General features: G+C 71.3%; 26 protein-coding genes. 1 reads left to right on the forward strand and 25 read right to left on the reverse strand.

Annotated features, from left to right (window positions below):
- Positions 1-3 precede the first annotated feature (3 nt).
- The 25 genes from metK to GH747_RS06475 all read right to left on the reverse strand — a co-directional run bounded on the left by metK (position 4) and on the right by GH747_RS06475 (position 24228).
- Complete coding sequence (gene metK / locus GH747_RS06355; RefSeq protein WP_149768766.1) at positions 4-1197, reverse strand: methionine adenosyltransferase; 1194 nt, start codon at positions 1195-1197, stop codon at positions 4-6.
- A gap of 43 nt (positions 1198-1240) precedes the next feature.
- Complete coding sequence (coaBC, locus tag GH747_RS06360; RefSeq protein ID WP_149768767.1) at positions 1241-2482, reverse strand: bifunctional phosphopantothenoylcysteine decarboxylase/phosphopantothenate--cysteine ligase CoaBC; 1242 nt, start codon at positions 2480-2482, stop codon at positions 1241-1243.
- A 21-nt stretch (positions 2483-2503) separates the two neighbouring features.
- Positions 2504-2791 carry a DNA-directed RNA polymerase subunit omega gene (gene rpoZ / locus GH747_RS06365; protein ID WP_149768768.1) on the reverse strand — a complete coding sequence of 96 codons (288 nt, stop codon included), beginning with the start codon at positions 2789-2791 and terminating at the stop codon, positions 2504-2506.
- A 9-nt stretch (positions 2792-2800) separates the two neighbouring features.
- Positions 2801-3412 carry a guanylate kinase gene (gene gmk / locus GH747_RS06370; RefSeq protein ID WP_228552807.1) on the reverse strand — a complete coding sequence of 204 codons (612 nt, stop codon included), beginning with the start codon at positions 3410-3412 and terminating at the stop codon, positions 2801-2803.
- Between the two features lie 4 nt (positions 3413-3416).
- Positions 3417-3737: an integration host factor, actinobacterial type gene (mihF, locus tag GH747_RS06375; protein ID WP_149768770.1), complete on the reverse strand. Its 321-nt coding sequence runs from the start codon at positions 3735-3737 to the stop codon at positions 3417-3419.
- A gap of 200 nt (positions 3738-3937) precedes the next feature.
- Positions 3938-4300: a hypothetical protein gene (locus GH747_RS06380; RefSeq protein ID WP_149768771.1), complete on the reverse strand. Its 363-nt coding sequence runs from the start codon at positions 4298-4300 to the stop codon at positions 3938-3940.
- A gap of 151 nt (positions 4301-4451) precedes the next feature.
- Positions 4452-5264, reverse strand: coding sequence for an orotidine-5'-phosphate decarboxylase (pyrF, locus tag GH747_RS06385; RefSeq protein ID WP_228552808.1), 813 nt, complete (start codon positions 5262-5264; stop codon positions 4452-4454).
- Between the two features lie 10 nt (positions 5265-5274).
- The gene (locus GH747_RS06390; RefSeq protein WP_149768773.1) at positions 5275-6240 is read right to left on the reverse strand and encodes a dihydroorotate dehydrogenase; all 966 of its coding nucleotides are present in this window, start codon (positions 6238-6240) and stop codon (positions 5275-5277) included.
- Positions 6237-7082, reverse strand: a complete 846-nt coding sequence (locus tag GH747_RS06395) for a dihydroorotate dehydrogenase electron transfer subunit (protein WP_149768774.1) — start codon at positions 7080-7082, stop codon at positions 6237-6239. The genes GH747_RS06390 and GH747_RS06395 overlap by 4 nt, the downstream gene beginning before the upstream one ends.
- Before the next feature lie 82 nt (positions 7083-7164).
- Positions 7165-10482, reverse strand: a complete 3318-nt coding sequence (carB, locus tag GH747_RS06400; RefSeq protein ID WP_149768775.1) for a carbamoyl-phosphate synthase large subunit — start codon at positions 10480-10482, stop codon at positions 7165-7167.
- Positions 10482-11642: a glutamine-hydrolyzing carbamoyl-phosphate synthase small subunit gene (carA, locus tag GH747_RS06405; RefSeq protein WP_149768776.1), complete on the reverse strand. Its 1161-nt coding sequence runs from the start codon at positions 11640-11642 to the stop codon at positions 10482-10484. Before carA ends, carB begins: the two co-directional genes overlap by 1 nt.
- Entirely contained in the window at positions 11639-12955 is a 1317-nt protein-coding gene (locus GH747_RS06410) for a dihydroorotase (protein WP_149768777.1), read from the reverse strand. The genes carA and GH747_RS06410 overlap by 4 nt, the downstream gene beginning before the upstream one ends.
- Positions 12952-13938 carry an aspartate carbamoyltransferase catalytic subunit gene (locus GH747_RS06415; RefSeq protein ID WP_205602824.1) on the reverse strand — a complete coding sequence of 329 codons (987 nt, stop codon included), beginning with the start codon at positions 13936-13938 and terminating at the stop codon, positions 12952-12954. The genes GH747_RS06410 and GH747_RS06415 overlap by 4 nt, the downstream gene beginning before the upstream one ends.
- Positions 13938-14546 carry a bifunctional pyr operon transcriptional regulator/uracil phosphoribosyltransferase PyrR gene (gene pyrR, locus GH747_RS06420; protein WP_456085352.1) on the reverse strand — a complete coding sequence of 203 codons (609 nt, stop codon included), beginning with the start codon at positions 14544-14546 and terminating at the stop codon, positions 13938-13940. Before pyrR ends, GH747_RS06415 begins: the two co-directional genes overlap by 1 nt.
- A gap of 105 nt (positions 14547-14651) precedes the next feature.
- Positions 14652-15653, reverse strand: coding sequence for a glycine betaine ABC transporter substrate-binding protein (locus GH747_RS06425; protein ID WP_149768779.1), 1002 nt, complete (start codon positions 15651-15653; stop codon positions 14652-14654).
- Positions 15654-15658: 5 nt separating this feature from the next.
- On the reverse strand, positions 15659-16459 hold the full coding sequence (locus GH747_RS06430; RefSeq protein WP_205602826.1) for an ABC transporter permease: 801 nt from the start codon (positions 16457-16459) through the stop codon (positions 15659-15661).
- On the reverse strand, positions 16456-17664 hold the full coding sequence (locus tag GH747_RS06435) for an ABC transporter ATP-binding protein (protein ID WP_276208337.1): 1209 nt from the start codon (positions 17662-17664) through the stop codon (positions 16456-16458). The genes GH747_RS06430 and GH747_RS06435 overlap by 4 nt, the downstream gene beginning before the upstream one ends.
- Entirely contained in the window at positions 17657-18304 is a 648-nt protein-coding gene (locus GH747_RS06440) for an ABC transporter permease (RefSeq protein WP_149768780.1), read from the reverse strand. Before GH747_RS06440 ends, GH747_RS06435 begins: the two co-directional genes overlap by 8 nt.
- A gap of 190 nt (positions 18305-18494) precedes the next feature.
- Positions 18495-18908 carry a transcription antitermination factor NusB gene (gene nusB, locus GH747_RS06445; RefSeq protein WP_149768781.1) on the reverse strand — a complete coding sequence of 138 codons (414 nt, stop codon included), beginning with the start codon at positions 18906-18908 and terminating at the stop codon, positions 18495-18497.
- A complete protein-coding gene (gene efp, locus GH747_RS06450; RefSeq protein ID WP_149768782.1) occupies positions 18908-19474 on the reverse strand; it encodes an elongation factor P in 567 nt (188 codons plus the stop codon). The genes nusB and efp overlap by 1 nt, the downstream gene beginning before the upstream one ends.
- Positions 19471-20547, reverse strand: a complete 1077-nt coding sequence (locus GH747_RS06455) for a M24 family metallopeptidase (RefSeq protein WP_149768783.1) — start codon at positions 20545-20547, stop codon at positions 19471-19473. Before GH747_RS06455 ends, efp begins: the two co-directional genes overlap by 4 nt.
- A 24-nt stretch (positions 20548-20571) precedes the next feature.
- Entirely contained in the window at positions 20572-21666 is a 1095-nt protein-coding gene (aroB, locus tag GH747_RS06460; RefSeq protein WP_149768784.1) for a 3-dehydroquinate synthase, read from the reverse strand.
- Between the two features lie 70 nt (positions 21667-21736).
- Positions 21737-22249 (reverse strand): shikimate kinase, encoded by a 513-nt coding sequence (locus GH747_RS06465; protein WP_149768785.1) that lies wholly within the window; start codon positions 22247-22249, stop codon positions 21737-21739.
- The gene (gene aroC / locus GH747_RS06470) at positions 22246-23424 is read right to left on the reverse strand and encodes a chorismate synthase (protein WP_149768786.1); all 1179 of its coding nucleotides are present in this window, start codon (positions 23422-23424) and stop codon (positions 22246-22248) included. Before aroC ends, GH747_RS06465 begins: the two co-directional genes overlap by 4 nt.
- 54 nt (positions 23425-23478) lie before the next feature.
- Positions 23479-24228, reverse strand: a complete 750-nt coding sequence (locus GH747_RS06475) for a prepilin peptidase (RefSeq protein ID WP_149768787.1) — start codon at positions 24226-24228, stop codon at positions 23479-23481.
- A 128-nt stretch (positions 24229-24356) separates the two neighbouring features.
- On the opposite strand from GH747_RS06475, the gene GH747_RS06480 reads away from it, so the two are divergent.
- Positions 24357-26156, forward strand: a complete 1800-nt coding sequence (locus GH747_RS06480; protein ID WP_149768788.1) for an HNH endonuclease signature motif containing protein — start codon at positions 24357-24359, stop codon at positions 26154-26156.
- Positions 26157-26183 lie beyond the last annotated feature (27 nt).

The raw sequence follows: 26183 nt of genomic DNA on the forward strand, positions 1-26183 counted from the left end.
GGATCAGGCCCCTGCGGCCGCGCGGAGCGCGTCGGCGCGGTCGGTGGCCTCCCAGGTGAACTCCGGCAGCTCACGGCCGAAGTGGCCGTAGGCGGCGGTCTTCGCGTAGATCGGGCGCTTGAGGTCGAGATCGCGCACGATGGCGGCCGGACGCAGGTCGAACACGTCGAGGACCGCCTTGCGGATCTGCTCGACCGGGACCGTCTCGGTGCCGAAGGTGTCGAGGTAGAAGCCGACCGGGTGAGCCTTGCCGATCGCGTACGCGACCTGGACCTCGACCTTGCGGGCGAGACCGGCGGCGACGATGTTCTTGGCGACCCAGCGCATCGCGTATGCGGCGGAGCGGTCGACCTTGCTCGGGTCCTTGCCGGAGAACGCGCCGCCACCGTGACGGGCGTAGCCGCCGTAGGTGTCGACGATGATCTTGCGACCGGTCAGGCCAGCGTCGCCCATCGGGCCGCCGATCTCGAACTTGCCGGTCGGGTTGACCAGGAGCCGGTAGTCGGAGTGGTCGATCGAGAAGCCGTCCAGGACCGCGTCGACGACGTGCTTCTTGATGTCCGGCGCGAGCATCGCCTCGAGGTCGATGTCGGCGGCGTGCTGCGTGGAGACCACGACCGTGTCGATGCGCACCGGCACGTCGTTGTCGTCGTACTCGATGGTGACCTGGGTCTTGCCGTCAGGGCGCAGGTAGGGCACGGTCCCGTCCTTGCGGACGGCGGTGAGCCGCTCGGCGAGGCGGTGCGCGACCGTGATCGGCAGCGGCATCAGCTCGGGCGTCTCGTCGCACGCGAAGCCGAACATCAGGCCCTGGTCGCCGGCGCCCTGGCCGTCGAGCGGGTCGCCGGACCCCTCGGCACGCTCCTCGTAGGCAGCGTCGACGCCCTGCGCGATGTCGGGCGACTGCTGGCCGATCGTGACCTGGACACCGCACGACTCACCGTCGAAGCCCTTGGTCGACGAGTCGTAGCCGATCTCGAGGATGCGGTCGCGCGCGATGCGCGCGATGGGCGCGTAGGTCTTCGTCGTCACCTCGCCACCGACGAGAACGAGTCCCGTGGTCACGAAGGTCTCGCAGGCCACGCGCGAGTGCGGGTCCTCGGCGAGCAACGCGTCGAGCACGCTGTCGCTGATCTGGTCAGCGATCTTGTCAGGGTGACCCTCGGTCACGGACTCGGAGGTGAACAGGCGGCTCACGGATTGTCCTTTCGGCTGCCGAAAGTGGTGGAGACGGCCAACGTTATACCCGGGGCGGCCACGAATCACCCTTGTCCACGCGCTGAGCGACAGAATCCCAGATCGCGTGCGCGACGGTGAGCTTCGCGCCGAGCGGAACCTCGGTGACGGTGCCGTCCTTCCCGAGGAGGACGACCTCGTTCTCGGGGCGGTCGAAGGCCTTGCCGTCGCTGACGTCGTTGACCACGAGCAGGTCGCAGCCCTTGCGGGCCAGCTTGGCCCGCGCGTGCTCGAGCACGCCGGCGGTCTCGTCGCCGGTCTCGGCGGCGAAGCCGACGATCAGCGGCATGCGGCGATCCTGGCGCTCGTCGACCAGCGCACGCAGGATGTCGGGGTTCTGGACGAGGGTGACGTCGGGGACGGTGCCCTCGTCGTTCTTCTTGATCTTGGTGGTCGCGACCGACGCCGGCCGGAAGTCGGCGGGTGCGGCGGCCATCACGACGGCGTCGGCGGCTCCGCTGCGTTCCAGCATCGCGTCGTACAGCTCGGCCGTCGTCTCGACGCGGACGACGTCGACCCCGGCGGGGACCGGCACGGCGACGTTGGCGGCGACCAGCGTCACCTTCGCGCCGCGTGCCGCGGCCGCCTGTGCGAGCGCGACTCCCTGCCGGCCGGACGACCGGTTGCCGAGGTAGCGGACCGGGTCGAGGTATTCACGGGTGCCGCCGGCGCTGACCAGGACTCTCAAGCCCGCCAGGTCGGCCGTACGCGCTTCGCCGCGCTCGAGGACGGCCATCGCCGTCTCGACGATGTCGGCAGGCTCCGGGAGTCGCCCCTTGCCGGTGTCCTTGCCGGTGAGGCGCCCGACGGCGGGCTCGAGGACGACGACGCCCCGCGCCCGCAGGGTCTCGACGTTGGCCTGCGTCGCGGGGTGCTCCCACATCTCGGTGTGCATCGCCGGCGCCATCACGATCGGGCACCGGGCGGTGAGCAGCGTGTTGGTGAGGAGGTCGTCGGCCAGGCCGTGTGCAGCCTTGGCGAGGAGGTCGGCGGTCGCTGGTGCGACGACGACCAGGTCCGCGCCCTGACCGATCGCGACGTGCGGCACCTCGGGCACCGACGTGAAGACGTCGGTGCTGACGGGTTGACCCGACAGTGCCTCCCACGTCGGCGCTCCGACGAACTTGAGCGCCGCCGTGGTGGGGACGACCCGCACCCGGTGGCCGGACTCGGTGAAGCGACGAAGGATCTCGGCGGCCTTGTAGGCGGCGATCCCGCCGCCCACGCCCAGGACGACCGTGCTCATCGGCTGCAGGCTGCCGTCAGGTCAGGCCTGCTCGGCGTCCTGGCCCTCCGCGGGCTCCGCCTCGGTCTGGAGCAGACCGCCGTCGATCTCGCGCAGCGCGATCGAGAGGGGCTTCTCCTGGACGTGGGTGTCGAGGAGCGGGCCGACGTACTCGAGGAGCCCCTCACCCAGCTGGGCGTAGTAGGCGTTGATCTGACGGGCGCGCTTGGCGCTCACCAGGACGAGCTCGTACTTCGAGCCGACCTTGCCGAGCAGATCGTCGATGGGCGGGTAGGTGATGCCTTCAGGGGCAGCCTGGGTGCCGGACACGTGGTGGCCTCACAAGGGAGTCGTGGGTGTTCCCCGAACGATGTCGGGGGGATTCTCGATCAATGCTACCAACTCGGCACACGCCTGGCGGACCTCGGCGTTGACGACCGTGACGTCGAACTCGTCCTCGGCCGCCAGCTCGACCTCGGCGGTGGCGAGACGGCGGGTGCGCTCGGCCTCGTCCTCGGTGCCTCGACCGACCAGCCGGCTGACCAGCTCGTCCCACGACGGGGGCTTGAGGAACACGAACAGAGCGTCCGGCATGGCCTCTCGGACCTGCCGGGCGCCCTGGAGATCGATCTCGAGCAGGGCGGGGACGCCCGCGTTCAGGTGGTCGACGACCGGCTGCCGCGGCGTACCGTAGCGGTTCGTGCCGTGGACGACCGCCCACTCGAGCATCTGCCCCTCGTCGACCAAGCGGTCGAACTCCTCGGGCGTCACGAAGTGGTAGTGGACACCGTCGACCTCACCGGGCCGCGGCGCACGGGTCGTCGCCGACACCGAGATCCAGATCTCGGGGTGCGCGGCACGCACCGCGGCGGCGACCGTGCCCTTGCCGACGGCGGTCGGGCCCGCGAGCACGACGAGCCGGCGAGGCACCGGCCCGCCCGCTGGGGTCACCGCATCAGCCACGATTCGCGAACTCGTGCTCCAGAGCCGCGATCTGCTTGACCCCGAGGCCGCGCACCCGGCGCGACTCCGCGATGCCGATCTTCTCCATCAGCTGGCGGGCCCGGATCTTGCCGAGCCCGGGCATCGACTGGAGGAGGTCGTAGACCTTCATCTTGCCGACCACGTCGTTGGTCTGGCCCTCTTCGAGAACCTCTGACAGGGATGCGCCGGAGCGCTTCAGACGGTTCTTGATCTCAGCGCGCTCCCGGCGCGCGGCCGCAGCCTTCTCCAGCGCGGCCTGGCGCTGTTCAGGGGTGAGCGGAGGAAGAGCCAACGTGGGTCACCTCGTACGGGTCGGGTCGATGCAGTGAACTTAGCGAGAGCGTCCGCGCGGCGGCAACCAGAAGTCGCCGCGTCGTTCGCGAGCCGCCGACAGCCTAGTCGGCGAGCGGAGGATCAGCGCGCAGAGGGGTCGAGCGGGGGCGACTGCGCAGCGGCCCTCCCGGAGTCCGGGAGGGCCGCTGTCGCGGTCGGTCAGTTGAGCTCTTCGAGGTTGATGTCGCAGGTGTCCTTGACCTGCTTGACGATCTGGTCGCTCGCGTCCTTGATCTTGTCCTGGTCGAGGTCCTCGGCGCTGCTGGCGTCGCCGCCCTGGAGGGTCTCGATCGAGGTGATCAGCGTGTCCCAGTTCTCCTTGGTCTCGCCCGACGCCTCGTCGCGGACCTTCTTGAGGCTGTCGATCGCGTCACCGAGGTCGTCGGCAGCAGCGACGTCGCTCAGCTTCTTGCCGGCGGCGTCGACGGCGTCGCAGTAGGCCTCGTCGCTGTCCCCGCCGCAGCCGGCGAGGGTGGCGACGGCGAGCGTGGCGCTCGCGAGGGCGAACGTGAATCGGCGCATGGGTGGTGCTCCTTGGTGTGCGGCCGCAGCGCGGCCAGGTGTGGTCGGAATCCGCGTCAGCGGAGCCCTGCACAGCGACCGGGTCGAGGGACGTCGCCGCACGGCGGTTGTCACCCTAGCGGGACGCCGGCTCAGCGAGCACGGGTGCCCGTCAGGCGAGCTCGTCGCGGACGGCACGCGCCGCCCGGCGCAGCGACGCCACGTCCGGCCCGGCGGCGAGGATGCCGCGCGAGCTGGCCGGCAGGACGTGCTCCCACACCGGTCCGAAGAGGCGTCGCAGATCGGCCACCGTGCCGCCCTGAGCCCCGAAGCCGGGGATCAGCAGCGGGCCGTTGATGTCCACGTCCTCGGTCAGCTCGCCGACCGTCGCGCCGACCACGGCGCCGTACGAGCCCTGCGGAGACGCCTCCGCGTTGCGCTCCCGGAGGTGGTCCAGCATCGCGCCGGCGACCGTACGCTCTCCGATCCGGGCGTGCTGGACCTCGGGGCCCTCGGGGTTGGAGGTCAGCGCGAGGACGAAGACGCCTCCCCCGTTGCGCTCCGCCGTCGCCAGGAAGGGCTCGAGCGAGCCGAAGCCGAGGTACGGGCTGACCGTGACCGCGTCGACCTGCATCGGCGAGGCGGCGTCGAGGTACGCGTCGGCGTACGCGGCGGCCGTCGACCCGATGTCTCCGCGCTTGACGTCGAGGAGCACGAGGAGACCCGCGGCACGGGCGTCCTGGATCGTGCGCTCGAGGACCGCGACACCCGCGGCGCCGTGGCGCTCGAAGAACGCCGACTGCGGCTTCACGACGGCGACCTCACCGGCGAGCGCCTCCACGACCGTCGACGCGAACGTCTCGAGCCCGGCCACGTCGTCGGTCAGTCCCCAGTCCGCGAGCAGCGACGCGTGCGGGTCGATGCCGGCGCACAGCGGACCGTACGCGCTGACTGCCTCGCTGAGGCGGGCTCCGAACGGGGTCACGTCTGCTCCTTCAGCCATGTGCTGCGTTCCTGACCGTGTCGAGCGACCGGATGCCCCGGACGGCGAGCTCGTCGCGCAGCTCGCGCACGACACGCATCGGCGCGCCCGGGTCGTTGAAGATGACGGTGCCGACCTGGACGGCGTCGGCGCCGGCGAGCACGAACTCGAGGGCGTCGAAGCCGGTGCGGATGCCGCCGACGCCGAGGATCGGCAGGTCGGGCAGGGCCTTGCGGATCTGCCAGACCGCGCGGACGGCCACCGGCCGCACCGCCGGCCCGCTGAGGCCGCCGGTGACGCCGCCGAGGCGGGGTCGAAGGGTGTCCGGGTCCATCGTGAGCCCGAGCAGCGTGTTGATGACCGTGACACCGTCGGCGCCCGCGTCGGCGACGGCTCCGGCGATCGTCGCGATGTCGGTGACGTCCGGCGTCAGCTTCGCGAACACGGGGATGTCGTCGGGGATGTGCGGTCGGCACTCCTCGATCACGCGGTACGAGGACTCCGCGTCGCAGGCGAACACGAGGCCTCGGTTCTCGACGTTCGGGCACGAGATGTTGACCTCGATCGCGGCGACGCCGGGCGCCTGACCGACGCGACGGGCGAGCTCGACGTAGTCGGCGGGCTTGTCACCCGCGATCGAGACGACCGCGCGGGCACCGCGCTGGACGAGCCACGGGAGGTCGCGGGCGAGGAACGCGTCGATGCCGGGGCCCTGCAGGCCGATCGAGTTGAGCATCCCCGAGGGCGTCTCCGCCATCCGCGGGGTCGCGCGGCCGGAGCGCGGGTTCAGCATGATCGACTTCGTGACGATCGCGCCGAGCTCGGCGACGTCGAAGAACTGGTCTAGCTCGCGTCCCGCGGCGGCGCACCCCGAGGCGGTCATGACCGGGTTGGGCAGCGCGACGCCGCACAGGTCGACCGAGAGGTCGACCTCGTCGGGCGAGATCGGGCCGCCGAAGTCGTGCGGGGCGTAGCTCATCGCGGGCCTCCGAGCGTCCCCGGCGGGATGGTCCCGACGGCGTCCCATCGCACGCGGTCCCCACGGAAGACGGGCCCGTCGACACAGCTGCGCACCATCCGGACGATCCCGTCCTCTCCCTCGACGGGCAGGACGCAGGTCATGCAGACCCCGATCCCGCAGGCCATCGACTCCTCGACCGCGCACTGGCTCCAGGCACCGTTGTCCTCGGCGACGTCGGCCACCGCGCGCAGCATCCCCATCGGACCGCACGCGTACACGACGGCGGCGTCGGTGGTGTCGACGAGGTCGCCGAGCACGTCCGTGACGCGACCACGGGTGCCGGTCGATCCGTCCTCGGTGGTCACGTGCACCGACGAGCCGACCTTGTTCGCGTCGGACAGCCCGAACAGTCGAGGGGTCGTGGCGGCACCGAGCACCAGGTGTGCGGGGCAGCCGCGGTCGCGCAGGGCGGTCGCGAGCGAGAACATCGGTGCGGACCCGTAGCCGCCGCCGACGAGCACGCACGAGACGGGCTCCTTCGGGAGCGCGAACGGGCGGCCGACCGGACCGACGACGTCGATCGGGTCGCCCGGCGCGAGGTCGGCCATCCATCGGGTGCCCTTGCCGTGCGCCGCGAACACGATCTCGACGGTCTCGCCGTGCCGCCCGGTGGTGGACGTGCGGTAGATCGAGAACGCGCGCCGCAGCAGCATGCCGCTGTCGACCCCGCCGATCGCCAGCGCCACGAAGTGGCCCGGACGCGCATGTTCGGCGATGCCCTCCGCGGCGATCACCAGGTGGTGGTAGTCGCCGACCGGCGTGCGGGAGACGACCGTCCCGGCGGACTGCGTGGCACTCACGCCGCACCTGCCTTGCCCGAGCGCTCGGGTACCTTGCCCCGGCACACCTCGGACCTCGGCGTGCCTCCGCTCCGGTTCGCGCTCACGCGTCGGCTCCCATCCGTACGGCGGTGGCCCACTCCTGGAGCGAGCGGACGCCGACACCGCCCTCGCGAGCGGCCTCGATGCCCTGGACCGCGGCTGCGAGGCCCTGGACGGTGGTGATGCACGGGACCCCGGCGCTGATCGCGGCGGTACGGATCTCGTACCCGTCGACGCGCGGGCTGCCGCCGGAGGTGGAGCCGTGCGGGGTGTTGACGACCAGGCGCACCTCGCCGGTCGCGATCATGTCGATCAGCTCGCGGCCACCGGCGGCGGACTCGCTCAGCTTGCGTACGACGGTGGCGGTGACGCCGTTGCGTCGGAGCACCTCGGCGGTGCCGGAGGTCGCCACGATCTCGAACCCGAGGTCGGCGAGCCGCTTGATCGGGAAGATCATGTGGCGCTTGTCGCGGTTGGCGACCGACACGAAGACCTTGCCCGAGGTCGGGAGACCCTCCTGCGCGCCGGCCTGGGCCTTCGCGAACGCCGTGCCGAACAGCGCGTCGATGCCCATGACCTCGCCGGTCGAACGCATCTCGGGCCCGAGGAGCGTGTCCACGGTCTTGCCCTCGAGGGTCCGGAACCGGTTGAACGGCATCACGGCCTCCTTGACGGCGCTCGGCGCGTCCGGGCCGAGGTCGGAGCCGTCGCCGGTCGCGGGGAGGACGCCGGCGGCGCGCAGCTCGGCGATCGACTCGCCGAGCATCAGGCGTGCGGCAGCCTTCGCGAGCGGGACGCCGGTCGCCTTCGACACGAACGGCACCGTGCGCGAGGCGCGCGGGTTGGCCTCGAGGACGTAGAGCACGTCCGAGCTCAGCGCGAACTGGATGTTGATGAGCCCGCGGACCCCGACGCCCTCGGCGATCGCCCGGGTCGAGACCCGGATCTTCGCGAGGTCCTCGGCGCCGAGCGTGATCGGCGGCAGCGCGCACGACGAGTCGCCGGAGTGGATGCCGGCCTCCTCGATGTGCTCCATCACGCCGCCGAGGTAGAGGTCGGTGCCGTCGTACAGCGCGTCGACGTCGATCTCGACCGCGTCGTCGAGGAACCGGTCGACCAGCACGGGGTGCTCGGGCGAGATCTCGGTCGCGCGCTCGATGTAGTCGGCCAGCGCACCCTCGTCGTACACGATCTCCATGCCGCGCCCGCCCAGGACGTACGAGGGACGCACCAGCACCGGGTAGCCGATCTCGTCGGCGACCTTCTTGGCCCCGGGGAACGATGTCGCCGTGCCGTGCTTCGGCGCGGGGAGCCCGGCGTCGGCGAGGACCCGGCCGAACGCGCCGCGGTGCTCGGCGAGGTCGATCGCCGCCGGCGACGTGCCGACGATCGGGACGCCCTCGCGCTCCAGCGCCGCTGCGAGCCCCAGCGGGGTCTGGCCGCCGAGCTGGACGACGACGCCCACCACAGGACCGGCCTGCCGCTCCGCGTGGATCACCTCGAGGACGTCCTCGAGCGTCAACGGCTCGAAGTAGAGGCGGTCGGAGGTGTCGTAGTCCGTCGACACCGTCTCCGGGTTGCAGTTGACCATCACCGTCTCGTAGCCCGCCTCCGAGAGCGCGAGCGACGCGTGGACGCACGAGTAGTCGAACTCGATGCCCTGGCCGATCCGGTTGGGCCCGGAGCCGAGGATCAGCACCGCCGGCCGCTCACGCGGCTCGACCTCGGTCTCCTCGTCGTACGACGAGTAGTGGTACGGCGTGCGTGCCGCGAACTCGGCCGCACAGGTGTCGACGGTCTTGTAGACCGGACGGATGCCGAGCGCGTGACGGACGCCGCGGACGACGTCTGCGCTCATCCCGCGGATCTTGCCGAGCTGCTCGTCGGAGAAGCCGTGACGCTTCGCCTTGCGCAGCAGGCCGGGCGTGAGCTCGTCGGCGGCGGTGACCTCGGCGGCGATCTCGTTGATCAGCGCGAGCTGGTCGAGGAACCACGGGTCGATCTTCGTGGCCTCGAACAGCTCCTCGGGGGTCGCGCCCGCCCGCATGGCGTCCATGACCTTCTTGAGGCGGCCGTCGTGCGGGACGGAGATCTCGGCCAGGAGGGCGTCCTTGTCGAGATCGACCCACTCGCGGTGCCAGTCGAACGCGGCGTTGGGCCGCTCGAGCGACCGCAGCGCCTTCTGGAGGGCCTCGGTGAAGTTGCGGCCGATGGCCATCGCCTCACCGACCGACTTCATGTGGGTCGTCAGGCGCTGGTCGGCGGACGGGAACTTCTCGAACGCGAACCGCGGCACCTTCACGACGACGTAGTCGAGCGTCGGCTCGAAGCTGGCCGGCGTCTCGCGGGTGATGTCGTTCGGGATCTCGTCGAGGGTGTAGCCGATCGCGAGCTTGGCGGCGATCTTGGCGATCGGGAAACCGGTTGCCTTCGACGCGAGCGCGCTCGAGCGGGAGACGCGCGGGTTCATCTCGATGACGACGATGCGGCCGTCCTCGGGGTTCACCGCGAACTGGATGTTGCAGCCGCCGGTGTCGACGCCGACCTCGCGGATGACGCCGATCGCGATGTCCCGCAGGCGCTGGTACTCGCGGTCGGTCAGAGTCATCGCTGGAGCGACGGTGATGGAGTCGCCGGTGTGGACACCCATCGGGTCGAGGTTCTCGATGGAGCAGACGATCACGACGTTGTCGGCCTTGTCGCGCATCACCTCCAGCTCGTACTCCTTCCAGCCGAGGATCGACTCCTCCAGGAGCACCTCGGTGGTCGGGCTGGCGGCGAGGCCGGCGCCGGCGATGCGGTGCAGCTCCTCCTCGTCGCGGGCGATGCCGGAGCCGACGCCGCCCATCGTGTACGAGGGACGGACCACGACCGGGTAGCCCAGATCCTCGACCGCGCCGAGACAGTCGCTCATCGAGTGGCAGATCGCCGAGCGCGCGACCTCCGCCGCCCAGGCCTCGGGCAGACCCTCGACGATCGCCTTGAAGGACTCGCGGTTCTCGCCCTTCTCGATCGCCTCGACCGAGGCACCGATCAGCTCGACGCCGTACTTCTCGAGGACGCCGGCGGCGTCGAGCGCCATGGCGGTGTTGAGCGCGGTCTGGCCGCCGAGCGTGGCGAGCAGCGCGTCGGGGCGCTCCTTCGCGATCACGCGCTCGACGAACTCCGGCGTGATCGGCTCGACGTACGTGGCGTCGGCGAACTCGGGGTCGGTCATGATCGTGGCCGGGTTGGAGTTCACCAGCACCACGCGCAGGCCCTCGTCGCGCAGCACGCGGCAGGCCTGGGTCCCGGAGTAGTCGAACTCGCAGGCCTGGCCGATCACGATCGGGCCGGACCCGATGACCAGCACGGAGGAGATGTCGTCGCGGCGGGGCATCAGAGCGCCGTCCCTTCGGTCGTCTCGGAACCGGCACGCGCGAGCATGAGCTCGGCGAACCGGTCGAAGAGGTACTCGGCGTCGTGCGGGCCGGCCGCCGCCTCCGGGTGGTACTGGACGCTGAACGCCCGCAGACCACCCTCGGCGTCGCGGACCTCGAGGCCCTCGACGACGTCGTCGTTCAGGCACACGTGGCTCACCGAGGCCTCGCCGTACGGCGTCTCGACGGCCGTCTCGAGATCGGTCGGCCACGCCACCGCGAAACCGTGGTTGTGCGCGGTCACCTCGACCTTGCCGGTGGTGCGGTCCATCACGGGCTGGTTGATGCCGCGGTGGCCGTACTTGAGCTTGAACGTGTCCAGCCCGAGCGCACGCCCGAGCATCTGGTTGCCGAAGCAGATGCCGAAGAACGGCGTCCCGTCCGCGAGCACGTCGCGCAGCAGCGCGACCGCCTCGGTGGCCGCGGCGGGGTCGCCAGGACCGTTCGAGAAGAAGACGCCGTCCGCGCCGGTCGCCCGGACCTGCTCGAGCGTCGTGTCGGCGGGCAGCACGTGGACCTCGATGCCGCGCTCGGCCATCCGGTGCGGGGTCATGGCCTTGATGCCGAGGTCGACGGCGGCGACGGTGAGGCGCTTGTCTCCGACGGCGGGGACGACGTACGGCTCCGCCGTGGTCACCTCTCCCGCGAGGTCCGCTCCGCTCATCTGGGGTGCGGCCTGCACCGTGGCCAGGAGGGCGTCGGCGTCCTCCGACACCGTGCTGATGCCGACGCGCATGGCCCCGCGCTCACGCAGGTGGCGGGTCAGCGCGCGGGTGTCGATGCCGCTGATGCCGACGATCCCCTGCTCGACGAGCTCGTCCTCGAGCGTGCGGGTGGCGCGCCAGCTGCTCGCGACCCGGGCGGGGTCGCGGACGACGTAGCCCGCGACCCAGATGCGGCCGGACTCGGGATCCTCGGGGTTCACACCGGTGTTGCCGACGTGCGGGGCCGTCATGACGACGACCTGACGGCGGTACGACGGGTCGGTGAGCGTCTCCTGGTAGCCGGTCATGCCCGTGGAGAACACCGCCTCGCCCACGGTCTCGCCGAGGGCGCCGTACGACTCGCCACGGAAGGTGCGCCCGTCCTCGAGCACGAGGATCGCGGGAACCCGGGTCATGCCGACACCTCCTCAACACTCGCCTCATCAACAACGGTGCCGTCAAGGACGGTAGGTCTCCCGCGCAGGAAGGTCGCGACGACCTTGCCCGGCAGCTCGATGCCGCGGTACGGGGTGTTGCGAGACATCGACACGGTGTCCTCCGGTCGGACGACGCGGCTCGCGCTCGGGTCGTACAGGACGATGTTGGCGGGCTCGCCGACGGCGAGCGGGCGGCCGTGGGACGCGACCCGCCCGATCGCGGCGGGGCGTGCGGACATGCGGTCGGCGACGCCTGCCCAGTCGAGCAGGCCGGTGTCGACCATCGTGTGCTGCACGACCGACAGCGCGGTCTCGAGGCCGATCATGCCGAACGCCGCGGCGGCCCACTCGCAGTCCTTGTCCTCGCTGGGGTGCGGGGCGTGGTCGGTGGCGACGATGTCGATGACGCCCTCGGCGAGGGCCTCGCGCAGCGCGGCGACGTCGTCGGCGGTCCGCAGGGGCGGGTTGACCTTGTAGATCGGGTCGTACGTCGCGGCGAGCTCGTCGGTCAGCAGCAGGTGGTGCGGGGTGACCTCGGCGGTGACGTCGATGCCGCGGGACTTCGCCCAGCGGACGATCTCGACGGAGCCGCGGGTCGAGAGGTGGCAGACGTGCAGGCGGGACCCGACGTGCTCGGCGAGGAGGACGTCGCGCGCGATGATCGCCTCCTCGGCGACTGCGGGCCAGCCGGTGAGGCCGAGGACGCCGGACAGCTCGCCCTCGTTCATCTGCGCGCCCTCGGTGAGCCGCGGCTCCTGCGCGTGCTGGGCGATGACGCCGTCGAACGCCTTCACGTACTCCAGTGCCCTGCGCATCAGCACGGCGTCCGAGACGCACTTGCCGTCGTCGGAGAACACCCGGACGCGGGCGGCGGAGTCGGCCATGGCGCCGAGCTCGGCGAGCTTCTCCCCCGCCAGGCCGACGGTGACGGCGCCGACGGGCGCGACGTCGCAGTAGCCGTGTTCACGACCGAGCCGCCACACCTGCTCGACGACGCCGGCGGTGTCGGCGACCGGGTCGGTGTTGGCCATCGCGTGGACCAGGGTGAAGCCGCCGGCGGCAGCCGAGCGGGTGCCCGTCTCGACCGTCTCGGCGTCCTCGCGGCCGGGCTCGCGCAGGTGCGTGTGGAGGTCGACCAGACCCGGGAGGGCGATCAGGCCGTCGGCGTCGATCACCTCGACGTCCGAGGTGTCGAGCGTGGTGCCGATCTCGGCGATGACGCCGTCGACGATGCGTACGTCCGCGACGTCCGCGCCGAGGATCGATGCGTTGCGGATGACGTAGGCGGTCATGCCTGTCCTTCTGTGAGGTCTGCGGTGGTCGCTGGGGAGGTGGTCGCGGCATCGCGTGCGCCGCTGAGGAGGAGGTAGAGCGCGGCCATCCGGACGGCGACGCCGTTGGTGACCTGCTCGACGATCACCGAGCGCACCGAGTCGGCGACGTCGGCGGTGATCTCCATGCCGCGGTTCATCGGCCCGGGGTGCATGACGATCGCGTGCTCGGGAAGCTTGGCCATGCGCCTGCTGTCGAGGCCGTAGCGCCGGCTGTACTCGCGGGCGCTGGGGAAGAACGCGGCGTTCATGCGCTCGGTCTGGACGCGCAGCATCATGACGGCGTCGGACTTCGCGAGGACGGTGTCGAGGTCGTACGAGGTCTCGACCGGCCACGACTCCACGCCGTACGGCATGAGGGTGGGCGGAGCGACCAGCGTCACCTCGGCGCCGAGGGTCGCGAGCAGCAGCGCGTTGGAGCGGGCGACCCGGCTGTGCAGGACGTCGCCGACGATCGCGACGCGGCGACCCTCGAGGCTCCGGTCGCCGCTCGGGGCGAGGTGGCGGCGCATCGTGAACGCGTCGAGGAGCGCCTGGGTCGGGTGCTCGTGCGAGCCGTCGCCTGCGTTGAGGATCGCCGAGTCGATCCATCCGGCCCGAGCGAGGCGGGCCGGCGCACCGGAGGCGCCGTGGCGGATCACGACCGCGTCGGCGCCCATCGCCTGCAGGGTCAGCGCGGTGTCCTTGAGGCTCTCGCCCTTGGAGACGCTCGACCCCTTGGCGGCGAAGTTGATGACGTCGGCGGACAGGCGCTTGGCCGCCGCCTCGAACGAGATGCGGGTGCGGGTCGAGTCCTCGAAGAACAGGTTGACGACCGTCTGGCCACGCAGCGTCGGCAGCTTCTTGATCGGGCGCTGCGCGACGCTCAGCATCTCCTCGGCGGTGTCGAGGAGGAGGACCGCGTCGTCGCGGCTCAGGTCGCCCGTGGAGAGGAGGTGTCGCATCAGGCGCCCTCCCCCGGAACGGTCCTGGCTGCGGAGACGATCCGGACCTCGTCCCGCTCGTCGACGCCGCTGACCGTGACCTTCACCTGCTCGGCGAGCGACGTCGGGAGGTTCTTGCCGACGAAGTCCGCGCGGATCGGCAGCTCGCGGTGGCCCCGGTCGACGAGGACCGCGAGCTGGACCGCACGGGGGCGGCCGAGGTCGTTGAGGGCGTCGAGAGCGGCGCGGATGGTCCGGCCGGAGAAGAGGACGTCGTCGACGAGGACGACGACGCGGTCGTCGAGGTCGACGGGGATGTCGGTGCGTTCGAGGGCGCGGGCCGGCTTGAGCCGCAGGTCGTCGCGGTACATCGTGATGTCGAGCGAGCCGTACGGGACGGGGTGTCCGTCGACCTCGCTCATGCGCTCGGCGACCCGGCGACCGAGCTCGACGCCGCGGGTCGGGATGCCGAGGACCACGACCTGGGAGGCACCGCGGTTCTTCTCGATGATCTCGTGGGTGATCCGCGTCAGAGCGCGGGAGATGTCACCTGCATCGAGGACGACGGTGGACGATGTGCCGAGGGTGCCCGACGATGGGGGCACGGAATCAGGGGTGTGCGCAGACACCGACTGACCTCCTTCTCCGCCTCACGGGACGGTGGTTAAAGGATGTCTTTCGCTCGTCAGCCTACACGTGTGAGGCAGGTCTCTCGGGGGCGCGGTGGCCTGGTGTCACTCGACCAGGCCCTGTTCCCGCAGCCAGTCACGGGCGACCAGGGCGGGCTCTCCTCCGTCGACGTCGACCTGCGCGTTCAGCTCCAGCAGCACCTCGTTCGTGAGCAGCGGCTGCAGCTGCGCGAAGACCTCGGCGATCTCCGGGTGCTGCTCGACCAGGTCGGTCTGGATCACCGGAGCGAGGTTGTACAGCGGGAAGAAACCCTTGTCGTCCTCGAGCACGGCGAGGTCGAGCGCGAGGATGCGCCCGTCGGTCGTGAACACCTCGCCGAAGTTGCATTCGCCGCGGGCGGTCGCGTCGTACACGACGCCGGTGTCCATCCGCAACACGTTGCCGGCCGGCACGTCCTTGCCGTACTCGAGCCCGTACGTCGCGAGCATCGGCTGGAACCCGTCCTCCCGGCTGAAGAACTCGTCCTCCACGCAGAACGTCCGCTCCGCGACCGGCAGGTCCTTGATCTCCGACAGGCTGGTGATGCCGAGCTTCTTGCTCGCGTCCGGCCCCATCGCGAACGCGTACGTGTTGTTCACCGGGCTGAACGGTAGCCAGGTCAGGCCGTTGCCGAGGTCCTCGTCGTGGACCGCCTGCCACTGCTCCTGCTCGCCCTTGACGGGCTTGTCGTGACCGAGATAGCTGATCCAGCCGGTGCCGGTGTACTCCGGCGAGACGTCGACCGACCCGTTGAGCAGCGCGTTGCGGACACCGACGCTGCCCGCGATGTTGCTGCGGTTCGTGACGGTCGCGCCGGCGGTCTGCAGCACGGTGGCGTACATGTTGCCGAGGATCAGCTGCTCGGTGAAGTCCTTCGACCCGACGGTGATCTCGACCCCCTCGAGCGAGTCGTGCTGCTCGATGGCGGCAGGCTCGGCGGGGGCGATGTAGCCGTTGGCGTTCTCGAGGCCGCAGCCTCCGATCATCGCGGCCGCGGTGACGGCGGCGACGCCGGCGAGCGTACGGCGCAGCAGGGTGACGCGGGGACGGGCGTCTGGGGTACGCATCGGAGTCAGAGTCCCTTCGGCGTCGCCGCCATCTCGATGATGCGGGCGAGCCAGTCGATGAACAGGGCGAGGGCCGCGATCGCCAGCGCGCCGACGATCAGGACGTTGTCGAGGCCGAGCTTGATGCCGGTGTTGACCAGCGTCCCGAGGCCACCGGCGTTGACGAAGCCCCCGAGGGCCGCGGTGCCGGTCATCAGCACCAGCGCCGTACGGACGCCGGTCATGATCACGGGGATCGCCAGCGGCAGCTCGACGCGTACGAGCGTGCTGAACGCCGACATCCCCATGCCGCGGGCGGCCTCGACGAGACGCGGGTCGACGCCGTCGATGCCGGTGACGACGTTGGCGAGGACCGGGAGGATCCCGTACACCGCGAGGGCGCAGACGAACGGGAACCGACCGGTGCCGAAGTAGAGCGCGGCGATCACGATCAGGCCGATCGCCGGGGCGGCCTGGCCGAAGCCGGCCACGGCGGTGATGGGCGTGGAGAAGCGCCGCATCGGGCCGCGGGTCAGGAGGATCCCCAGCGGGATCGCCAGCACGATCACCAGCAGCGCAGCGGCCATCGCCAGCAGGAAGTGCTGCCAGGACAGGGTCAGCAGCCGCGTGGTGCTCAGGTTTCGGGCCTCGACCGACGACAGGTCGGCGACCGCGACGTAGACGAGGAGCGCTCCGAACACCGCGAGGCACGCGACGAGCTGGCCGACTGCGCGGCCTCGACGCATCGGCGCGGCGCCGTCGGCCGTCGTCGTGGTGCTCGCGTCGGCGACGTCCTCCGTGGCCGCGGGGCCGGTGGCGATGCTCACCGCGTGACCCGCCCGGCCTCGTGGGCCGGGGACTGCAGCCCTTGCATGGCCTCCATGACGGTCTCGATCCGGACGACGCCTTCGTAGCGGCCCCGGCGGCCGGTCACCACCACGACGCCGTGCGACGACGTCAGCATCTCGTCGAGCGCGTCGTTGAGGGTGGAGGCGAGACTCACGGACTCGAGGTTCTCGTCGCGAGCGACCCGGGTGAGCGCGTCCGGACGGCGCAGAGCCCGCAGCGGCAGCCAGCGGAGGGGGCGGCCCGCGCCGTCGAGGACGATGACGTGCTCGCGACCGAGCTCTTCCGCCGCGGCGACGGCCTGCGCCGGGTCGTCGCCGACGCGGGCGACGGCCGCCTCGTGGAGGTCGACGTCACGCACCCTGGTCAACGTCAGCTGCTTGAGCGCGGCGCCGTGACCGATGAAGCCCTCCACGAACTCGTTGGCCGGGTTGGCGAGGATCGCCTCCGGGGTGTCGTACTGAGCGATCGCGGAGCCGACCTGGAGGATCGCGATCCGGTCCCCCAGCTTCACCGCCTCGTCGAAGTCGTGGGTGACGAACACGATCGTCTTGCGCAGCTCCTCCTGCAGGCGCAGCAGCTCGTCCTGGAGCCGCTGCCGCGTGATCGGGTCCACCGCGCCGAAGGGCTCGTCCATCAGCAGCACGGGCGGATCGGCTGCGAGAGCCCGCGCGACGCCGACCCGCTGCTGCTGCCCGCCGGAGAGCTCCCGCGGATAACGGCTCGCGTACTGGTCAGGCTCCAGGTTGACCAGCTCGAGCATCTCGGTGACGCGTGCCTCGATCCTGGCCTTGTCCCAGCCGAGCAGCCTGGGGACGAGCGCGATGTTCTTGGCGACCGTCAGGTGCGGGAACAGCCCGGCACCCTGGATCACGTAGCCGACATGGCGGCGGAGCTCGTCGGGGTCCTTGTGGGTGACGTCCTCGTCGCCGATGAGGATGCGTCCCTCGCTCGGCTCGATCAGCCGGTTGATCATCTTCAGCGTCGTCGTCTTGCCGCAGCCCGAGGGCCCGACGAGCATCACGATCTCGCCGGCCGGGATCTCCAGCGTGATGTCGTCGACGGCGGGCGCCTTCTGGCCCGGGTAGCGCTTCGTCACGCCGTCGAGGAGGATCCGCTGGCCGTGGACCTGCGGCTCGGGACCGTCGGCGGGCAGGTCGGCGTTCGTCACGTCGGTCTCAGACACGGATACCCCTCGAGGTGGTCAGTCGCCCCAGCAGGTTGAGGACGAGATCGAGCAGGACCGCCAGGACCACGATGGCCAGCGTTCCCGCCCATGCGGAGTTGGTCGCGTTGGCGCCGCCGATGCGCGACAGCCCGGAGAAGATGAACGAGCCCAGGCCCGGCCCGGACGCGTACGCGGCGATCGCCGCGATGCCCATCAGCATCTGCGCCGAGATCCGGATGCCGGTGATGATCACCGGCCAGGCGAGCGGGATCTCCAGCCGCAGCAGCGTTGCGGTCCGGCTCATGCCCATGCCGCGGGCCGACTCGACGAGGCCCGGGTCGACCCGGGCCAGGCCGACGACGGCGTTGCGCAGGATCGGGAGCGTCCCGTAGAAGGCCAGCGCGACGACCGACACCGTGACGCCGTTCGGGATGAAGGCGATGAGGAGGCCGAAGAGCGCGAAGGACGGGAACGTCAGCCCGACCGAGCTGGCCGAGAGCGCGACGGAGGTGACGCGCGACGAGCGGTACGACAGGCACGCGAGGACCAGTGCGAGCAGCGTGGCCACGATCAGCGACTGGATGACGAGACTGACGTGCTGGTAACCCTGGAACCACAGCAGCGACCAGCGGTCTTGAACGAACTCCCACAGACTCACTGACGCCCCTTGCGCTATCACCCAGTACCGGAACTTCTCACCCTGTCGGTGCACCGGGAACGCCGGAGTCACCGGCTGTGACGTTAACGCAACGCTCGGGGAATTGTCATATCGACAAGGCGGCCCCGCACCGGCAGCGCCGGGTGCGGGGCCGTATGCAGGGCCGTGCGGAGGGCCGTGCGGAAGGGGCTCAGGCCGACAGCGTCGGCTTGACCTCCACGATGCGGCTCAGGAGACCGCTGATGAACGTCGGTGAGTCGTCGGTGGACAGCTCGGCCGCGAGGTTCACGGCCTCGGTCACCGCGACGGCGTCGGGGACGTCGTCCCGGAACAGCACCTCGTACACGCCGATCCGCAACAGGTTGCGGTCGACGGCCGGCATGCGCTCGAGCGACCAGCCCTGGGCGTACTCCTCGAGCAGCTCGTCGATGCGGACGCCGTGCTCACGCACGCCCTCGACGATCTCGATCGTGTACGGGTTGACGGGCGGGTCACCGGCGGCGACCCGGCCGTCGAGGGTCGCCCCGACCGCACGGCTCTGCATCTCGCTCTCGAACAGCACGTCGAGAGCCCGCTTGCGGGCCTTGGTGCGTGAGCCGGCCATCAGGAGCTGACGCGGCCCAGGTACGAACCGTCGCGGGTGTCGACCTTGACCTTCTCGCCGGTGGTGATGAAGAGCGGGACCTGGATCTCGCGGCCGGTCTCGAGCTTCGCGGGCTTCGTGCCGCCCGACGAGCGGTCGCCCTGCAGGCCCGGCTCCGTGTAGTCGATCAGCAGCTCGACCGACGCCGGCAGCTCGATGTAGAGGGGGTTGCCGTCGTTCATCGCGACGACCGCCTCCTGGTTCTCGAGCAGGAAGCCGGTCGCGTCACCGACGGTGGCCTCGGACAGCTCGTACTGGTCGAACGTCGCCGAGTCCATGAACACGTACGAGGTGCCGTCGTGGTACAGGTACTGCATGTTGCGCTTGTCGACGTTGGCCACGTCGACCTTGACGTCGGCGTTGAAGGTGCGGTCGACGACCTTGCCCGAGAGCACGCTCTTGAGCTTGGTGCGGACCACGGCACCGCCCTTGCCGGGCTTGTGGTGCTGGAACCACACGACGGACCACAGCTGCCCGTCGAGGTTGAGCACCATGCCGTTCTTCAGGTCGTTCGTCGTTGCCATCAGGCGAGCTCCAGGAGGTCTTTGGTCGCGTCCGTGAGCAGCTCGGCTGCACCGTCGGTCACGACGAGGGTGTCTTCGATGCGCACGCCCCCGCGTCCCGGCACGTAGACACCGGGCTCCACGGTCAGGGGGGTGCGGCGTTCCAGTCTAGCGGGCACCGCCGGACGCAGGAACGGGTCCTCGTGGATCTGCAGGCCGACGCCGTGCCCGAGACCGGTGGTGAAGTGCTCGAGCCAGCCCGCGTCGTCCAGGACCTTGCGCACGACGGCGTCCACGTCGGAGCCGAGCACACCTTCACGGAGGGCGTCCACCCCGGCCTGCTGGGCGGCCTTGACGACGGCGTACGCCTCGCGCTGCCACGCGTCCGCCTGGCCGACCACGACCGTACGGGTGCAGTCGGCGTGGTAGCCGTCGAAGCGGGCACCGAAGTCGATCTTGAGGAAGTCGTCGCGCTCGACGCGACGGTCCGTCGGGTCGTGGTGCGGGATCGCGCTGTTGTCGCCCGCAGCCACGATCGTCTCGAAGCCGATCGCCTCGGCGCCGCGGGCGTACATCGCCCACTCGAGATCGCGCGCGATCTCGCGCTCGCTGCGGCCGACCAGCGGCCCCGCGAGGATCTCGTCGAGCGCCTGGACCGAGATCTCGCACGCTCGGCGCAGGGCGTCCAGCTCGCCCTCGTCCTTCACGACGCGCAGCTGCTCGACCATCCGGTCGAGCGAGACGAGCTCGACCGAGCCGAAGACCTCACGCGCGCGGAGGTGGTCGTCGACGGTGAGGTCGTGGGTCTCGATCCCGACCCGAGCAGCATCGACGGCCCCGGCGGCGAGGGCGCCGAGCAGGTCGCGGTTCACGGTGACGGCGACGTCAGGTGCCTCGGCCGCGGCCTGGTCCTGGTAACGGCCGTCGGTCGCGAGCTCGGCCGACCCGTCCTCGGCGACGCGCACGGCGCCGTTCGAACCGGTGAACCCGGTGAGGTAGCGGACGTTGACGAGGTCGGTGATCATCGCCGCCGCGAGGCCGCGCTCACGGAGGAGCGACGCCAGGCGGTCACGGCGGGCGAGGTGCTGAGCGGGCATGCCGTCAGCCTACGTGGACGGCGATCAGCCGGAGATCTCCGCGTACGCCGCCGTCAGCAGGCCGTCGTCGGGGCCGGGGAAGATCACCGGCTCCGCGACGCCGTCGAGCACCACGAAGCGCAGCTGCGCACCGCGTGACTTCTTGTCGAGGCGCATCCCGGCGAGCAGCTCGTCCCACACCCCCGGCCGGTAGCCGGTGGGCAGGCCGAGCGAGCCCAGGACGGCACGGTGCCGGTAGACGAGATCGGCGTCGATGCGGCCGGACAGGCGCGCGAGCTCCGCCGCGTACACCATGCCGATCGAGATCGCGGCGCCGTGCCGGAACGAGTACGCCTCGTAGCGCTCGATCGCGTGGCCGAGGGTGTGCCCGTAGTTGAGCGCCTCACGCCCGATGGTGCCGTCGGCGCCCGTCTCGTTGAGGTCGCCGGCGACGACGCGGGCCTTCACCTGGATACCGCGCTCGATGATCTCCCGCAGCACGTCGCCGCGGACGTCGAGGGCTGCCGCGGGGTCGGCCTCGACGCGGTCGAGGATCACCGGGTCGGCGATGAAGCCGCACTTCACGACCTCGGCGAGCCCGGACCGTACCTCGTTGAGAGGCAGCGTCCCCAGCAGCGACAGGTCGCAGAGCACGCCGATCGGCTCGTGGAAGGCGCCGACGAGGTTCTTGCCCTCCGGGGTGTCGATCGCGGTCTTGCCACCGACGGCGGCATCGACCATGCCGAGGACCGTCGTCGGGATCAGCACGTGGCGGACGCCGCGCAGCCAGGTGGCCGCGACGAAGCCCGCGAGGTCCGTCGCCGCTCCCCCGCCGACGCCGATGACGACGTCGGAGCGCGTGAAGCCCGCGCGGCCGAGCACCGACCAGCAGAACGCGGCCACCTCGGACGTCTTGGCGGGCTCGCCATCGGGGATCTCGATCGCGTGAGCCTCGCGACCCTCCGACGCCAGCCGCGCCCGGACGGCCTCGCCCAGACCGCGCATGGACGCCGGGTGGATCACCGCGACCCGCGTGGCCGACTCGGGGATCAGGGCAGGCAGCTCCGCGCTGAGTCCGGAGCCCACCACGACGTCGTACGGAGCATCGGTGGCGACGTTGATGCGAGTCGGATCTGGCACGACGGGCTCCTCGGTGAGCGGGCGGCCGGCGCGAGCCGGCGGGCGTACGGGTGGGGGCGTCCGGGCGGGGTCACCCCAGCAGGGTCAGGATCTCCTCGGCGACCTCGGTCGGCGTACGGCCGTCGGTGGAGATCACGTGCGTCGCCACCGCCTCGTACGTCGGGCGTCGGGAGTCGAGCAGGGCCTTCATCTGCGAGCGTACGTTGCCCAGCAGCAACGGGCGTGCGCTCGACAGGCCGACGCGGGACGCGGCCTCGGCGAGACCGACATCGAGGAAGACGACCGTGTGGCCACGCAGCGCCGCCTGCGTCTCGTCGCGCATCACCGCACCGCCGCCCAGGGCGAGGACACCGCGGTGCTCGCCGAGCGCGGTCGCGACCGCATCGACCTCGAGCGCACGGAAGTGGGCCTCACCGTGGGTGACGAAGAGGTCGGCGATCGGCGTGCCCGTCGCGGTCTCGATGTCGGTGTCGGTGTCACGCACCTCCACCCCGAGCGACTCGGCGAGGAGCGCGGCGACGGTCGACTTGCCCGCGCCCGGGGGTCCGACCAGGACCACCACCGGGCGTACGTCGGCGGTCACGCGGGCGTCATCGCGGCGAGGTACGACGCGACGTTGCGGGCGGTCTCGGTGACGGAGTCGCCGCCGAACTTCTCGAGCATCACGTCGGCGAGGGTCAGTGCCACCATCGCCTCGGCGACGATGCCGGCGGCGGGGACCGCGGCCACGTCGGAGCGCTGGTGGTGCGCCTGTGCCGGAGCGCCGGTCGTGACGTCGACGGTCCGCAGCGCCCGGGGGACGGTGGCGATCGGCTTCATCGCGGCACGGACACGCAGGACCTCACCGGTCGACATCCCGCCTTCCGTGCCGCCCGAGCGACCGGACGTACGGCGGATCCCGTCCTCGGTGCCGACGATCTCGTCGTGCGCGAGCGACCCGCGCGTGCGGGCGAGGTCGAAGCCGTCGCCGAGCTCGACGCCCTTGATGGCCTGGATGCCCATGAGTGCCGAGGCGAGACGGGCGTCGAGGCGCCGGTCCCAGTGGACGTGGCTGCCGAGACCCGGCGGGAGGCCGTGGACGACGACCTCGACGATGCCGCCGAGCGTGTCACCGTCCTTGCGGGCTGCATCGACCTCGGCGACCATCGCCGCCGACGTGTCGGGGTCGAGGGTGCGGACCGGGTCGGCGTCGAGCCGCTCGACGTCGTCGATGGTCGGGACGAGCCCCGCGGGCGCCTTCACCGAGCCGAACTCGACCACGTGGCTGACGACCGTCGCGCCGCACGCCTGCTGCAGGAAGGCCGTCGCCACCGCGCCGAGCGCGACGCGGGCCGCGGTCTCACGGGCGCTGGCGCGCTCGAGGATCGGGCGCGCCTCGTCGAAGCCGTACTTCTGCATGCCGACGAGGTCCGCGTGACCGGGGCGCGGGCGGGTCAGCGGGGCGTTGCGGGCGACGCCCTGGAGCTCCTCGGCGTCGACCGGGTCGGCCGACATGACCTTGTCCCACTTGGGCCACTCGCTGTTGCCGATGCGGAGCGCGATCGGGCTGCCGAGGGTCAGTCCGTGCCGGATGCCGCCGATGATCTCGAGCTCGTCGGCCTCGAAGTTCATCCGAGCCCCACGTCCGTATCCGAGGCGTCGACGCGCCAACGCGTCCGAGATCGTCGCGCTCGTCACGGAGACACCTGCAGGCATCCCCTCCACGACAGCGACCAGTGCGGGGCCGTGGGACTCCCCGGCCGTGATCCAACGAAGCATGGGGCAAGTCTGTCATGCACCGCGTCGAGGTCTCGTCCGGTCTCGCGGCACGGGTCACCCCCACCCGCCGAGCAGCGTGCTCCCCCAGATCGCTCCCGCCCACGCACCGAGCACCATGAACGGACCGAAAGGGAACGACCGGCGCTCGGCGAGACGCAGCGCCACGAGAGCGATGCCACCGACCGCGCCGAGGACGAACCCGGCGTACGCACCGACGATCAGCTCCGCCCAGCCCAGGGTGGCGAGGGTGATGGCCACGATCCCCGAGAAGCGCACGTCGCCGTAGCCGAGGCCGCGCGGAGCCACGATCCAGAGCAGGGCGTAGACGCCAGAGACTCCCGCCCATCCCGCGGCGACGCGGACGAGGACGTCGGTGCCGTCGCCGAGCAGCGCGGCGAGCCCGGCGAGTGCCAGGACGATGGGATAGGCGGGCAGGACGAGTCGCTTGGGGAGCAGACGCGTGTGCCAGTCGATGAAGGCCAGGGCAGCGCCGAGGACCGCGAACGCCACCCACAGCGGGAGCGCGGGATCGAGACCGGTGCGCCACCCGACCGGGCCGGCGAGCAACGCGGCGCCGACGGCGAGGACGAGCGGGAGACGTCGGCCCGCGGCAAGCTCGGCGTACGGGATCTTCGGCGGCGGCGCCGGTGTCGGGGTGTCGGCAGCGTCCCGCTCCCCCGCCTCGTCCGCATCGTCGGGCCCCGGAGCCGGCTCGGGCAGGCGCGCGATGACACGTGGGGAAAGCAGCCCACCGAGCGCCGCGACGAGGGCGGCGAGCACAGCAGCGACCAGGGGCTCGGGCACGCAGGAACCTTAGCCGTACGGCGGCGGCCGAGCGCTGCCGTCGTCCACAGGCGCGGCTCCCGGGAACGGATGTGGACAACCGGCACGGATCTTCGCGACCGTCCGCCACGACCGATACTGTCGAACACATGTTCGATCCGCCGACCGACCCGCCTCCACCGCCTGATCCCGCCGCCTCTGATCCCGCACTCTCTGCGCCTTCAAATGCTCCCGCAGGCTCTCCACGGGCGACCGATCCCACGCAGGCACCGACAGCCGACGAGCTCGACACCCTCGACCGGCTCGCCACGCTCCTCCTCGACCGGGTCCGTGCCGTGATCGAGGACGCACGCGCCCGTGCTGTCGCGTCCCCTCGTGGTGCGTTGGAGCTCGGCGCGGGCGAGATCGATCTGGTGACTGCGTGCGAGGAGGTGGTCAGGATCGCGCAGGGCGTCCAGCTCGACGCGGTGCAGCTGCTCGATGCCCGCCGTCGCTCGGCTCCTGAGCTGGTGCGCGACGAGTCCGTGTTCACGCGATCGCTCTTCGTCGAGATCGCCCTCGCGCGACAGGTGTCCAGCCCGGCCGGCGAGACCACGTACGCGATGGCGCGCGCCCTCGAGGTTCTCCCCCAGACGCACGGCCTGCTGCGCGACGGGACGATCTCCTCGGGCGTCGCAGCAGCCGTGTGCCGAGAGACCACGTTCCTCGCTGCCGACGACCGGCGGCGCGTCGACGCGGAGATCGCTCCCGCCCTGGCGGACCTGACGCCGCGCCGTGCTGCGGCAGAGGCGCGGCGCCTGGTCCTCGCCACCGACCCCCACGCCGCCTACGCGCGCACGGTCCGCGCACGCGAGGGACGGGCCGTCACGTTCAGGCCGGAGCTCGACGCGATGGCATCGCTGACGGTCTACGCACCTGCCGACCAGGTCGTCGCCGCTTTCGAGCACCTGGACGGGCGGGCGTCGGTGCGGCGGAACGACGGCGACCCGCGCACGATCCGCCAGCTCACGGCAGACCTCGCGATCGAGGCGCTCACCGGCGCGCAGGTGGCGGCAGACGGTTCGCACACGATCGGCGTCGAGGTGGGCGTCGTCATGCGGCCGGAGTCGCTGTTCAGCGCCGACGCAGCGCCGGCGACGCTCTCCGGGTACGGACCGATCCCGGCTGAGCTCGCGCGGCAGCTTGCGGGGTCCGAGCACTCGTGGGTCCGCCGGTTCTTCACTGCTCCGGACGGGCGGAGCATCAACGACGTGGACCCGCGCGCACGTCGGTTCAGCCGAGCGGTTCGCCGGATCGTCCAGGTCGTCGACGGACAGTGCCGCAGACCGTGGTGCGACTGCCGCATCCGCGACGTCGACCACATCACCCCGTACGCCCGCGGCGGACTGAGCGTCGTGTCGAACGCGCAGGGAGACTGCCGCACCGACAATCTCGCCAAAGAGAGCCCCGGCTGGGAGGTCACCTCCGTGACGTCGGCGAACGACACCCTTCCTGACGAGGTGCACTGGCGCACTCCGACCGGCCACGTCCACGTGTCACGACGGTCTGAAGGGCGGTCGACGACCGCGCCGGATCCGACGCGGGGCCACACCCGACCTCCCGAACCACCCGACCGACCCCTACCTCCGGATCCGACGCGGGGCCACACCCGACCTCCGGAGCCACCCGACCAGCCCACACCTCCGGATCCGACGCGGGGCCAGACCCGACCTCCGGAGCCACCCGACCAGCCCACACCTCCGGATCCGACGCGGGGCCAGACCCGACCTCCGGAGCCACCCGACCGACCCCTACCTCCGGATCCGACGCGGGGCCACACCCGACCTCCGGAGCCACCCGACCAGCCCACACCTCCGGATCCGACGCGGGGCCAGACCCGACCTCCGGAGCCACCGGACCGAATCCACTCGGTGATGGAGGAGCAGCTCGCGCGCCTGCTGAGCGCGTGACGGAGCTGCCGGGCACACGCGGCTGGG

Source organism: Mumia xiangluensis, from assembly GCF_010994095.1.
Classification (GTDB): Bacteria; Actinomycetota; Actinomycetes; order Propionibacteriales; family Nocardioidaceae; genus Mumia; species Mumia xiangluensis.